General features: G+C 54.5%; 12 protein-coding genes. 5 read left to right on the top strand and 7 right to left on the bottom strand.

Going from position 1 to position 12146, the window contains the following annotated elements:
* Positions 1–15: 15 nt before the first annotated feature.
* The 4 genes from ACUVOF_RS12485 to ACUVOF_RS12470 all read left to right on the top strand — a co-directional run bounded on the left by ACUVOF_RS12485 (position 16) and on the right by ACUVOF_RS12470 (position 3907).
* A complete protein-coding gene (locus ACUVOF_RS12485; RefSeq protein WP_447044667.1) occupies positions 16–999 on the top strand; it encodes a TRAP transporter substrate-binding protein in 984 nt (327 codons plus the stop codon).
* Positions 1000–1080: 81 nt separating this feature from the next.
* Entirely contained in the window at positions 1081–1644 is a 564-nt protein-coding gene (locus ACUVOF_RS12480; protein ID WP_447044666.1) for a TRAP transporter small permease, read from the top strand.
* 104 nt (positions 1645–1748) lie between these two features.
* Positions 1749–3053: a TRAP transporter large permease gene (locus ACUVOF_RS12475; RefSeq protein ID WP_113270980.1), complete on the top strand. Its 1305-nt coding sequence runs from the start codon at positions 1749–1751 to the stop codon at positions 3051–3053.
* 110 nt (positions 3054–3163) lie between these two features.
* Positions 3164–3907 (top strand): HAD family hydrolase, encoded by a 744-nt coding sequence (locus tag ACUVOF_RS12470; protein ID WP_447044665.1) that lies wholly within the window; start codon positions 3164–3166, stop codon positions 3905–3907.
* Here the strand turns inward: ACUVOF_RS12470 and ACUVOF_RS12465 are convergent.
* From ACUVOF_RS12465 to ACUVOF_RS12455, 3 genes are all read right to left on the bottom strand, one after another.
* The gene (locus ACUVOF_RS12465; RefSeq protein ID WP_447044664.1) at positions 3869–4612 is read right to left on the bottom strand and encodes a sulfite exporter TauE/SafE family protein; all 744 of its coding nucleotides are present in this window, start codon (positions 4610–4612) and stop codon (positions 3869–3871) included. The genes ACUVOF_RS12470 and ACUVOF_RS12465 overlap by 39 nt on opposite strands.
* Positions 4613–4754: 142 nt before the next feature.
* A complete protein-coding gene (mgtE, locus tag ACUVOF_RS12460; protein WP_447044663.1) occupies positions 4755–6110 on the bottom strand; it encodes a magnesium transporter in 1356 nt (451 codons plus the stop codon).
* A gap of 252 nt (positions 6111–6362) precedes the next feature.
* The gene (locus tag ACUVOF_RS12455; RefSeq protein WP_447044662.1) at positions 6363–7379 is read right to left on the bottom strand and encodes a 1-aminocyclopropane-1-carboxylate deaminase; all 1017 of its coding nucleotides are present in this window, start codon (positions 7377–7379) and stop codon (positions 6363–6365) included.
* 202 nt (positions 7380–7581) lie between these two features.
* Between ACUVOF_RS12455 and ACUVOF_RS12450 the strand changes: the two genes are divergently transcribed.
* Entirely contained in the window at positions 7582–8088 is a 507-nt protein-coding gene (locus tag ACUVOF_RS12450; RefSeq protein WP_447044661.1) for an Lrp/AsnC family transcriptional regulator, read from the top strand.
* On the opposite strand, the gene otnC is transcribed toward ACUVOF_RS12450, so the two are convergent.
* From otnC to ACUVOF_RS12430, 4 genes are read right to left on the bottom strand one after another with little or no spacing between them, the layout of a single operon-like run.
* Positions 8085–8738, bottom strand: coding sequence for a 3-oxo-tetronate 4-phosphate decarboxylase (gene otnC / locus ACUVOF_RS12445; protein ID WP_447044660.1), 654 nt, complete (start codon positions 8736–8738; stop codon positions 8085–8087). The genes ACUVOF_RS12450 and otnC overlap by 4 nt on opposite strands.
* Positions 8735–10021 carry a 3-oxo-tetronate kinase gene (gene otnK, locus ACUVOF_RS12440; RefSeq protein WP_447044659.1) on the bottom strand — a complete coding sequence of 429 codons (1287 nt, stop codon included), beginning with the start codon at positions 10019–10021 and terminating at the stop codon, positions 8735–8737. The genes otnC and otnK overlap by 4 nt, the downstream gene beginning before the upstream one ends.
* Before the next feature lie 22 nt (positions 10022–10043).
* A complete protein-coding gene (locus ACUVOF_RS12435; RefSeq protein WP_447044658.1) occupies positions 10044–11534 on the bottom strand; it encodes a tripartite tricarboxylate transporter permease in 1491 nt (496 codons plus the stop codon).
* A 58-nt stretch (positions 11535–11592) separates the two neighbouring features.
* Complete coding sequence (locus ACUVOF_RS12430) at positions 11593–12081, bottom strand: tripartite tricarboxylate transporter TctB family protein (RefSeq protein WP_447044657.1); 489 nt, start codon at positions 12079–12081, stop codon at positions 11593–11595.
* Positions 12082–12146 lie beyond the last annotated feature (65 nt).

The raw sequence follows: 12146 nt of genomic DNA, 5'->3' as shown, positions 1-12146 counted from the left end.
AAGAGGGTTCTCACAATGCGCAAAACATTAACTTCCACACTGCTTCTGGCCACCGCCTGCGGTTTAACGGTCACGGCGCACGCCGCAGAGTGGACCATGGCCACACCTTACGGTGATGCCAGCTTTCACACCCAAAACAACAAGCAGTTCGCCGAGGACGTGGCCGAAGCTACCGATGGCGAGTTAACCATTACCGTACATAGCGGCGGCTCGTTGGTATCGCATGGCGAAATCAAGCCGTCGGTTCGTCGGGGCACCATTGATGCGGGCGAAGTCTTCCTCTCGGTACTTTCCAATGATGATCCCATTTTCGAAGTGGACACACTGCCAGGGGTCGCCGGCAGCTACGATGATGCTTACGCATTGTGGGAAGCCACCAAGCCCATGATCACCGAGCTATTCGCCTATGAAGGGTTGATTCCGCTTTACGCGGTCGCCTGGCCTGCGCAAGGAATCTACACGTCAGAGCCGCTCACCGACCCTGAGCAGTTTGAAGGACTGCGTGTGCGTGCACCCAACATCAATACCCAGCGTTTCGTCGACAACCTGGGCGGTAGCCCCACGGAAACCGAAGAGTCTGATATCCCGACCGCCTTCAGCACTGGCCGTGTGGACGCCATGATTACCTCGAGCTCTACCGGCAACTCTATGGCGGCTTGGGACTATGTCACCGACTACACCGACGCTAACCTGTGGTTGCCCAAGAACATTGTTTTCATCAGCCAGCGCAGTTTCGATGGCCTGGATGAAGCGACCCAGGAAGCCCTGATGGAAGCCGCCGCTGAGGCTGAAAAACGTGGCTGGGAAATGAGCCGCGAAGATAACCAGGCAAGCCTGGAGGCATTGGAAGAGAACGGTATTTCAGTTTCTGAGCCAAACGAAGCCGTTTCAGAGGCGCTGCAAGCCGCTGGTGATGAGCTGTTTGAAGATTGGCAGTCTCGCGCCGACGATGAAGCCAAGCAGGCGCTGGAAACTTACCGCGAGCAACGCGACAGCTAATAGCCGAATCATTGTCTCTTGCAGGGGCCGCGGCAACGCCTCCGCCCCTGCTTTTTCCGCGCGCTTTATGAGGCTGCGAACATGACGTTTAAATTCGACAAACTCTATCGCCTCGGTGCTTGGGGGGCGGCGGCGTGCATGGTGGCTATCTGTGCGCTGATAGCACTCCAGGTGACCTTCCGCTTGGTAGATGCGCTGCTGGTGCTGGTGGGTGTGAGCCGGCTAGGCATGAGCATTACCGGCGTTTCAGAAATTGCGTCTTACTTATTAGTCGGTGCGACCTTTCTTGGTTTGGCCTACACCTTTGTGCATCACGCCCATATTCGCGTGACGCTGCTGATTACCCGTCTACCACCGGCAATCCGTGTGTGGTTTGAAGTCTTCTGCCTGATGATTGCGCTCGCGATTAGCCTGATGCTCAGTTACGGCTTGGTTGGCTTGGCGCGCGAGAGCATTCAGTACAACGATGTCTCTTCGGGATTTGTGTCGATCCCACTGTGGATCCCCCAGCTCGTGCTAGCGTTCAGCGTCGGCTTGCTCTGTTTAGCTCTGGCTGAAGCCTTATTGATGGCGCTAAAAACTGCCATTCGCGACCCCTCGAGTTTTCGCGAAGCGTCGGCCCCAGATGACAGCGAGGGGTATTAAATGATGGCCTTACTATTTTTTCTAAGACCCCCGCTTTTAGCTATCTCTCTTTTAACTGCGCTTTTGCGACAAGCGTTTCTGCCCCTTAAATCGGAGAGATCCTCGTGCTACTACTAAGTCTCGCCACCATTTTTACACTTGTGCTGCTACTGGGGAGCGGAGTATGGATCGCCTTCGCGTTGATCGGTACTGCCTGGATAGCGCTCGAGTTCTTTAGCTCCTTTTCACCGGCTTCAATTCTGGCCTCCGATTTCTGGGGGGCGAGTTACGGCTGGGACCTGACGGCGCTGCCCATGTTTATCTGGATGGGCGAGATCCTTTTTCGTTCGGGGCTTGCCGATAATATGTTTCGCGGCCTGTCACCCTGGTTAAACCGCCTGCCCGGGCGCTTGCTACATACCAATATCATTGGCAGCGGCATGTTTGCGGCCGTGTGCGGGTCTTCAGCGGCCACCTGTGCCACTGTGGGCAAGATGACGCTGCCGGAGCTTGAACGGCGCGGCTACGACAGCAACATGGCGATTGGTACGCTGGCCAGTGCTTCGACCTTGGGGCTGCTGATTCCGCCTTCCATCGTCCTGATCGTCTACGGCGTGGTCACCGAACAGTCGATCTCCAGGCTGTTTATGGCGGGTATCGGCCCCGGCCTGATGATCCTGGCGCTCTTCATGAGCTATCTCATCGTGTGGGCACTGCTCAAAGGCAACCGTGAAGGGTTGACCGGAGAAGATGAGTCGGGAATGAGCTTTGGCGAAAAGTTACGCAATACCTGGTCGCTAATGCCCATTCTGCTGCTAATTGGCGGCATTATCTTCTCGATCTATGGCGGCTTGGCGTCTCCCACCGAGGCTGCTGCAGTCGGTGTGGTACTGTCGATCGTGATTGCCCGCTTCAATGGTCATTTTGATCGCAATATTTTCAAAAGCTCGCTGTTTGCCGCGGTGCGTACCGCCTGCATGATTGCTTTCATCATTGCGGGGGCGTCTTTCCTGACATCGGCCATGGGCTTTACCCAGGTGCCGATGAAGCTCGCTCAGGCGATTGGTGAAATGGGTCTGTCGCCCACCATGCTGTTGATTGCGCTTACCTTGTTGCTGCTAGTGATGGGCTGCTTTCTTGACGGTATTTCGCTGATTTTGCTGGTCACGGCGATCATCATGCCGCTGGTGAGTGCGGCAGGATTTGATCTCATCTGGTTTGGTATCTATTTGGTGATCGTCGTCGAAATGTCGCAGATTACCCCACCCGTTGGTTTCAATCTGTTTGTGATTCAAGGGCTGACTGGTAAAGATATCTTGACCATTACGCGCGCCACGCTGCCGTTCTTTTTATTAATGCTACTGGCGATTGCCTTAATGCATATCTTCCCCGGCATTGCGCTCTATCTGCCCGAGGCCATGACCCGTTAACACTGACCTTTGACTACTTAGCCATTTAACCGCGATAGGAGCGTCATCGTCCTGTCATCAATGTTGGCATACCCTACGCGCCGCCAACCCGCGATGAAAGGAGTGCTCCCATGCGCCTGGCCCTGTTTGATCTTGATGACACCCTCCTGGATGGAGACTGCAGCGACCGCTGGAATTTATGGATGATAGAGCAAGGTTGGGTCAGCGATGCCGACGCCTTTATGGCGCGTGCCGAGCAAATGCACCAGGCCTATCACGCGGGCAAGCTAAAGCTTGAAGAGTATTTAGCCATGACCCTGGCGCCGTTGCGCGGGCGCCGGGTAACGGATGTGCAAAAAGAGGTCGAGCGGTTTGTCGCCACGCACCTACAGCCGCGAATTTTTGAACAAGCCTGGGCCTGCCTGGAAACGCATCGCCAGGCAGGCGATACCCTGCTGTTGATTTCTGCTTCTGCGCGGCATCTAGTGCAGCCCATTGCGGAAACTCTAGGGATCGAGCACGTGCTTGCGGTAGAGCTGAGCATCGAGCACGGCATCAATGAAGACGCGCGTTATACCGGTGGTAGCGAAGGCATTTTTTCCTATCGCGGCGGCAAAGTGCTGCGCCTGAAGCAGTGGTTGGTCGAGCAGCAGATTACTCCCAGTCACACCACTTTTTACTCAGACTCCCGCAACGACCTCCCGCTGCTGCAGTACGTGGATTGCCCGGTGGCGGTCAACCCCGACCCCGTGCTGGCTGAGGTGGCGAGCGTTGAAGGATGGCGGCGGTTAGATTGGCGAATACCTAGAGTCACGTCAGGCTCTCCGCCACAGGCCCTATGTCAGCGCCTGCCAAATCAGATTAAACCCAACTAAAAACATGGCTAAAATCACCAGCCGGTAGAAGAGCGTCTCGTTGACGCGACTTTGCAGCCAGAGGCCGTTGCGCACGCCGATCCAGGCGATGGGCACCAGCAGCAGCGACGCCCAGGCGCTGGTGACGTTGATCTCGCCAAGCCACATATAGGGCGCTAACTTGATCACGTTGACTACGGCAAAGGTCACTGCGCAGGTAGCGATAAACGTCTCTTTCGATAGTTTACGCGGCAGTAGATACACGTTTAGCGGCGGCGCGCCTGCGTGGGCCATAAAGCTGGTAAAGCCGCAGACACTTGCAGCTGGCAATGCCCAGCGGGTGGAGATAGGTTTCTTGGCAACGGGCTTGAGCACCATATAAGCGGCGAACAGCAGGGTGATAATGCCGAGCGTCAGGCGTAAGCCTTGTTCGCTCAGGCTGCCAAACAACAATGTTCCCACCGCCACGCCGACAAACAAGCCCGGCACAAAGCGCCACACTTCGGTCATATCATGCTTGCCCCACCACGCTTTGACGGCAAACACGTCCATCACCAGCAGTAGCGGCAGCAGTAGCCCTGCCGCTTGGGTTGGGCTAATCGCCAGTGCCATGAGCGGCACCGAGAGCGTGCCAAAACCACCCGCGAAACCGCCTTTTGAAACGCCGGTCAGGTAAACGGAAAATGCAATTAACAACCAGGCGATGACGGAGTAGTCGGGGAGCATGGATAGTCCTTGGTAACCAGTTATTAAAAGATTCAATGCGAAAACCCCGCGTAAGGCGGGGTTGCAAAGCATAGTACTGGGCAAACGTTAGCAGGCAAATGGAGTGATGTCTCAACTATCACACACAGTACAGGCGCATTGATTATAAAATAATCAGCGTGGCGAGCCCTAAGAACGACAAAAAGCCGACCACATCAGTTACGGTGGTTAAAATCACGGCACCCGATAACGCCGGGTCGATTTGCAGCCTTTTCAATACCAGTGGAATTAACACGCCCGATAAGTTGGCTAGGCTCATATTGATAAAGATGGCGAGTGTTATCACTAAGGTAATCAGCGGATCGTTAAACCATAGATAAGAGATGCCGCCGACTACCAGTGCCCACACTAGGCCATTACTCATTCCTACCCACATCTCTTTATTATACAGCCAGCGTTTATTGTTACCGGCGAGTTGTCCTAGCGCTAAACCACGTATGACAACGGTGAGGGTTTGGCTTCCCGCGATCCCGCCCATGCTCGCGACGACAGGCATCAAGATGGCTAATGCCACAATTTGATCCAATACCGCTTCGAATTGGCCAATAACGAAGGCCGCTAAAAAAGCGGTCAGTAAATTAATGCCCAGCCAAATACCGCGGCTTTTCGCGCTGCGCACAATCGGCGTGAATACCTCTTCTTCATCACTAACGCCTGACATATGCTTGAGCGTCATGTCGGCATCATCTTGGGTGATTTCTAATACGTCGGCAGCATTTAGCTGCCCGACCAATAATCCGTCGCTATCGCATACCGGCACAAAAGGGAGCTCTTTAGAGCGCAACAACACGGCAGCATCACTGACCTTCATTTGATCATTTAAGGTAAACGGATCATCCATATAATCATCCACCACGGTTTCTTGTGGCTGCTTGATTAAATCAATCAGGGTCAGTGTGCCGAGTAAACGCTTATCCTTGTCGGTGATCATTATTTGCTGCGATTCTTCGTCGAGCAGGTGGTGAATTCGAATATATCGCTGTACCGCTTCTAATGAGACGCCTTGCTTTACATTGACTGTCTCGGGGTCCATATAACGCCCGACGACATCTTCCTCATAGGCGTGAAGGTTCTCCACCTGTGCGCGAATGTTCTGATCTAAGCTGGCGTAAACGCTGGTTTTTATCGCCTCGTCAGCAACATCTAATACTTCTGCAGCGTCTTGAGCATCCAAGCCTTTAACAATTTGCTCTACGTCGCTGGCCGATAGGTCTTCTACATAGTCAGCACGAATGCCTTCATCGACTTCTGCTAGCACTTCACCAATTATTTCTTCAGGGATGTATTCCCAAAGCATATCTCGGGTTTTAGCGGGAAAAGACTCCAGTGTGCGTGCAATCGATAAGATATCGAGCTCAGTGAATAGCTCTTTTAGGGCGGATGTATCTTCTTCATCTAGCAGTTTTTGAAGATAGAGCAGCTGCTCCTCTGCGTTGGTATATTTTTCATCATCGCGCATGGAGTCCATCCTTTTGGAAACTAATATTTAACACAACGATTTGAAAGCTCGTGATGGCTCACTATGGATCTTATCGACAGGTTGGGTTGAAAGCCATGAAAGGTATTTGCGAAAGCACAGGATTGGTTAGAAAGGGGGGATTGATTGGTAAGTTTCTTGCGCGATTATTTTAGTGCTGGAAGTGCTTGAGGATGTGCTGCCGCCTGATCGAAGTTCATCGTTCAGGCGGTTCTGGTGAACTACTGGAATGGCTCAACCATTCCGAAACAGGAAGCTGTATGCATTCAGCGCTGGTACGCCGCCTAGGTGGGCGTAGAGAACTTTGGAGCCCGCTGGAAACTCACCGTTGCGCACCCTGTCGATCATGCCGTGCATGGATTTACCTTCGTAAACGGGGTCGGTGAGGACACCTTCCAGGCGGGCACACAGGCGAATGGCTTCCAGCGTGCCTTCGTTGGGCAGACCGTACTCGGGGCCGCCGTAGCGGGTGTCCAAAATGACATCGTCATCGCTAATACCACCTTCCAATTCCACCAGCTCGGCCGTATTGCGCGCAATGCGCAGGATCTGTTCACGGGTTTGCTCAGGCTTGGCAGAGGCGTCAATGCCAATCACTCGCTGGGAACGGCCATCGGCGGCAAATCCCACCACCATGCCCGCCTGGGTGCTGCCGGTGACCGAGCACACCACGATATAGTCAAACGTGAAGCCCAGTTCTTTCTCCTGCAGACGCACCTCTTCAGCAAAGCCTACAAAGCCTAAGCCGCCGTAAGGGTGCTCTGAACAGCCTGCAGGGATGGGGAAGGGCTTACCACCGCGCTGGCGAACATCCTCCATCGCCTGCTCCCAACTGGGGCGAATGCCGATATCGAACCCCGCGTCATCCATGCGCACATCGGCGCCCATGATGCGGGACATCTCGATATTGCCCACGCGGTCATACACCGCATCAGAGTAGTTAACCCAGTTCTCCTGAACAAGTACGCACTGCATACCCAGGTGAGCGGCCACAGCGGCAACCTGGCGGGTCTGGTTGGATTGAATGCCGCCAATCGATACCAGCGTATCGCAGCCCTTTTCCAGCGCTTCAGGAATCAGGTACTCCAGCTTGCGCGTTTTGTTGCCGCCAAAGGCCAGGCCGCTGTTGCAGTCTTCGCGCTTGGCGTAGAGCTCTACTTCACCGCCTAAATGTTCGCTTAGCCGCTTGAGCGGCGTAATGGGAGAGGGGCCAAAGGTGAGCGGGTAACGTGGAAAGCGTTCGAGGTTCATAGCAATCTCCAGCTTTAAACATTGGATGCGATATAGGGCGGTTAAGGTTGTTGTGAACAATTGGCGTGCTCTCTGCTATTTATAGTAAGTGTTAGCTATGATTTTTGTGTTGCAAAATTGGCTGGTTTGGAGCAATGAAAATTGCCTTAAAGTTTCTTTTATGGTTTTAAATATTGTTTATAGGTAAATAAGGTAAATAATAGTGCGCTCAAAAACCTTCCGCTCACGCGCCGAGCCTGACACTCAGGCGGCTGAGCTAGACCGAACCGATCGGCGACTTCTTAAACTGCTTCAGGACGATGCCACGCTCTCCAATGTGGCACTGGCAGAGCAGGTGAGCTTGAGCCCTGCGGCGTGCTTACGCAGGGTGGAAAGGCTCAAGCGGGATGGGGTAATCAGCCGGGTGGTGGCGCACTTAGATCCGGAGCAGCTCCAGGCGGGTATGGTGGTGTTGATTGGCGTGGTGTTGGATCGCTCGACGCCGGAATCCTTCGCCGCCTTTGAAGAGGCGGCCCAGAAGGTGTCAGGCTGCATGGAGTGTCACGTCGTCACCGGGGAGTTTGATTACTTTATGCTGGTGCGCACCCGGGACAGCCAAAGCTTCAACAGGCTGCACGCTGAACAGTTGCTCTACCTGCCCGGCGTGCGTCAGATCCGCTCGTTTATGGGGCTGCGACAGGTGGTCTCTACCCATAAGGTGCTGGTTTAGTCTCTTGGAAAGCGCGCTTCCAGCTCGGCCACCTGATCTGGCGTTAGCCCCTGCGGGTTCTCGCCCCGTAGCAGCAGGTAGAGCTTGGCGGTCTCTTCCAGCTCTTCAGTGGCATACACCGCAGCTTCGAGGTTTTTCCCCGCTACCACTGGGCCGTGGTTGGCCAGCAGTACCGCGCTGTGTTTACCGGCTAAGCCCCGCACCGCATCGCCCAGTTTAGGATCGCCGGGAATGTGATACGGCACTAGCGGTAGCTTGCCCACCCGCATCACGTAGTAGGCGGTGAGCGGTGGTATGCAATCGCAGGGATTCACTTCGGGCAAACAAGAGACCGCCACCGAGTGAGTGGAGTGCAGATGCACAATCGCACCGGATTGCGGGCGCTCCTCGTACATCGCCATATGCAAAAACTGCTCTTTGGTGGGCTTATCGCCACTCAGCAGTTGGCCGCTATTATCCAGATGGGATATCCGCGCAGGATCAAGTCGCCCCAGGCAAGCGTTGGTGGGTGTCATCAGCCAGCCGCCATCGTCCAGGCGCACGCTGATATTGCCGCTGGAACCCATGGTCAGGCCGCGATTAAACAGCGACTTGCCCAGGGTGCTTATCTGTTCCCGAAGACTGTTATGGCGATGTGAGTGGATGCTCATGCCAGCACCTCAAACGCCCGAGTAAAGAAGTCGACGCCACCGAAATTGCCAGACTTCAGCGCAAGCGACAATGGTGCCTCGCGTACCGCCAGTGGAGCTTGAGTCCAAGGCACCCCGGGATCAATCTGCTCACCAATCCGTAGGGTAGTTATCCCTAACGCTGAGACTACTGCACCGGAGGTTTCGCCTCCGGCGACCAGCAACCGGCCCACACCTTCGTTAACTAGCGCGACCGCCAGTTGGCTCAATGCTTCTTCCACTAGCAGCCCGGCACGCTCTACCCCTAACGCTTGTTGGGCCGCTCCTACTTTTGTTGGATCTGCAGAGGCATAGATCAGTACCGGAGCGTTGCTGGATAAACGTTCCAGGGCAAAGGCCAGCGCCTGCTCCCACTGTTTGTTACCTTCGCTAAGCGATAAAGGATCCAGCGCAAAGCCTCCCGATGGGTGGCGTTCCAGAAAATCTGCCACCTGGGCCAGCGTGGCGCGGGAGCAACTGCCAGAAAGCACCAGCGCGCTACCGGAAGCTGGGGACAAACGGCCCGCCTCATTTATGGTGTCTAACCAACTTTGGGCACGATACTGGGCGGGTAGCGCCTGCCCTAAACCAGAGCCGCCGGTAACTAAAGGCATCGCAACGGTAGCTTCAGCCAGGATGTCCAGATCCTGTTCGTCCAAGGAGTCACAAATAACATGGCGAACGCCCTGCTCTGCCAACGCAGATAAATGAGCACGAGTTGCGTCAGCCCCCTGGGCCAGCACGGTACGGTCGGCTAAACCCACTGGGTGTGGTGTTTGGCGAGAGAGCACTCGCACTAGGTCGGCATCCTTCATCGGCGTGAGCGGGTGGTGCTGCATACCGCTGTCGTTGAGCAAGCGGTCGCCTACAAATAGATGGCCCTGGTAGACCGTGCGGCCATTAATTGGGAAGGCGGGAACCATCACCGTTTGAGGCGCTTCTAACGCTTCCAGTAAGGCATCCGCAACTGGACCGATATTGCCCTGGTCGGTGGAGTCAAAGGTGGAGCAGTACTTGAAGAACAACTGTCGGGCCCCCTGCTGGCGAAGCCACTCAAGGGCAGCGAGTGAGTCCGCCATGGCTTCGTCCATCGGGCAGGAACGCGATTTCAGCGCCACGACCACCGCATCGATATCGGTGAGGTCGATCTCTTGCTGGGGCACGCCAATCACCTGCAGGCAGCGCATGCCACCGCGCACCAGGTTATTTGCAAGATCCGTGGCCCCAGTGAAGTCGTCGGCAATAGCGCCTAATACAATTGTCATACGTTGCGTCCGTTGTCAGGGTTCAGGGAGTGGCGGCTTTCATGCGAGCGCGCTTAATCAGTGGCGAGATAATCGTCACTGCCAACAGTAGTGCTGCAATGGCCAGCAAGGTGGCGCTGATGGGGCGGGTGAAGAAAATCGAGATATCCCCTTGGGACATTGATAATGCCCGTCGCAACTCGCTCTCTGCGATGGGTCCGAGTACCAAGCCTAAAATGATCGAAACCAGCGGGAATTTTAGTTTTTCCAGTAAGTAGCCCATGACGCCAAAGCCAAGCATCAACCACACATCAAACATAGAGTTGCGTACCGAGTAGGTACCCACGATGCAGCACATGAGAATGATCGGGCCTAGCGCTGAGTAGGGAACGTTCAATAGCTTGGTGAACAGGGTAATAAATGGCTTAGAGAACAATAGAATCATAAAATTGACGATAAACAGGCCCGCGAACACGGCATAGATTAGGCTGCTATGGGTCATCATAAACATTGGGCCCGGCTGCAGGCCGTGCATGATAAACGCCCCAAGAATTACCGCTGTAGTGCCGCTACCTGGAATGCCCAGGGCAAACAACGGTACCAAGGCACCCATGGCAGCAGCGTTATTCGCAGACTCTGGCGCAGCAATACCTTCTGGCGCTCCTTTACCAAACTTCTCAGGGTGTTTGGACCAGCGCACGGTTTCGCTATAGCTCACCATGGCGGCGGTACTAGCGCCAATGCCTGGTAAGATGCCAATGATGACGCCAATAATAGAAGAGCGCGTAAGCGTGGTGCCGATTTGGCGCAAGATAGGTAGATCAAAGATTTTAACTTTTACTTTCGTAATCGGCTGATGGCTGTCTTGATCTAGGGAGCGTTTCATCACTTCAGAAACGGCGAACAGCCCTACGATCATAGGTATCAGTCCCACCCCTTCCATAAGGTTCAGGTTATCGAAGGTATAGCGGCTGGTGCCGGTCAGTGGGTCAATACCAACGGTGGCGATAAACAATCCAATCGTGGCGCCAATCAGTCCGTAGATCAGGCGCCCACCTAAAGAAGCCACCACGGTTAAGCCTAGGACGGCAAGGGCAAAATACTCAGGGGAAGAAAATTTCAGCGCCACCTTCGCCAGCATAGGAGTAAAGATAATCAACGCAATAGTACCCACCAAGCCCCCAATCGCAGAGCTCAGCACACCAATGCCCAGCGCTTTGCCTGCTTGACCTTGCTGAGTCATCGGGTAGCCATCGAACGCTGTCATTACCGCTTCCGGCGTTCCTGGGGCGCGGTAAAGAATGGCGGTAATCAAACCCGAAAAAACGGTTGCGCCATAAATAGCAGTTAGCAGCATAAAGGCGGTGGTTGAGTCCATGCCATAGGTCACGGGCAACAGGATGACCACAAGAATAACGCCGCTGATACCGGGTAGAGCACCGCCAATAAAACCAATAAATACGGCAGAGGTAAGCAATAGCAGGTTGAGTGGCTGCATCACTACAGCCAGCCCGCCTAGAAAATTCTCTAGCATCATCAACTCCTAAACAGGTAGCAGTAGCGGTTGTCGGCAAGCTTCTTAGCAATAAGTGTCATAGCGGGATGCCAAGCAGCATGACGAAGACACCCTGCATCAGCAGTGTGGCAATCAACACGGTAATTAGAATCGTGCGCAAGGAGCGAGCCCCAAGCAGCAGCGTACCTACCAACGTGAAAGCGATACTGGCGATTAAGAAGCCCACCATGCCGATTAACCAGGTGTAAATAATGGTGGCGGCAATCAGCCACCAGTGGCGCGTGGTCGCTAGAGTAAAGCGTTGCGCTGTGACTGGATCATTCTGAGGAGGACTCTTTTCTTCCGGTACTTCGTCATAAATTGTGCCTCGTCTTGCATCACGCCAAGTGATCAGTAGCAGGGCGCTGCCCAACCCAAGAAGCGCAATGACTAGCGTCAGAGGCCATACGCGGGGGCCGATAAAGGTAGAAACCTCAGCGGAGCTGGGAAACTGCAGTGTGGGCACTAAGCTGACCAGTGCTAGCAACACCACCGCGAATGCGAAGAGAGAAATCCTGGCGTGCATGATAAACCCCGAAGGGAACGTGGCAGGACCTGCCTGATAAAAATAGTCCCAGCCAGTGAGTTAAA

It is taken from the genome of Vreelandella sp. H-I2 (assembly GCF_052959335.1).
The sequence above is the reverse complement of the archived record's forward strand: the minus strand, read 5'-3'. Positions and strand labels throughout refer to the sequence as shown.

Bases quoted from the DNA above. Each gene is read 5' to 3' on its own strand.
- ACUVOF_RS12480 (WP_447044666.1), top strand. From the start codon at position 1,081: ATGACGTTTAAATTCGACAAACTCTATCGCCTCGGTGCTTGGGGGGCG.
- ACUVOF_RS12430 (WP_447044657.1), bottom strand. From the start codon at position 12,081: ATGCACGCCAGGATTTCTCTCTTCGCATTCGCGGTGGTGTTGCTAGCA.
- ACUVOF_RS12485 (WP_447044667.1), top strand. From the start codon at position 16: ATGCGCAAAACATTAACTTCCACACTGCTTCTGGCCACCGCCTGCGGT.
- ACUVOF_RS12470 (WP_447044665.1), top strand. From the start codon at position 3,164: ATGCGCCTGGCCCTGTTTGATCTTGATGACACCCTCCTGGATGGAGAC.
- otnC (WP_447044660.1), bottom strand. From the start codon at position 8,738: ATGAGCATCCACTCACATCGCCATAACAGTCTTCGGGAACAGATAAGC.
- ACUVOF_RS12465 (WP_447044664.1), bottom strand. From the start codon at position 4,612: ATGCTCCCCGACTACTCCGTCATCGCCTGGTTGTTAATTGCATTTTCC.
- ACUVOF_RS12455 (WP_447044662.1), bottom strand. From the start codon at position 7,379: ATGAACCTCGAACGCTTTCCACGTTACCCGCTCACCTTTGGCCCCTCT.
- mgtE (WP_447044663.1), bottom strand. From the start codon at position 6,110: ATGCGCGATGATGAAAAATATACCAACGCAGAGGAGCAGCTGCTCTAT.
- ACUVOF_RS12435 (WP_447044658.1), bottom strand. From the start codon at position 11,534: ATGCTAGAGAATTTTCTAGGCGGGCTGGCTGTAGTGATGCAGCCACTC.
- otnK (WP_447044659.1), bottom strand. From the start codon at position 10,021: ATGACAATTGTATTAGGCGCTATTGCCGACGACTTCACTGGGGCCACG.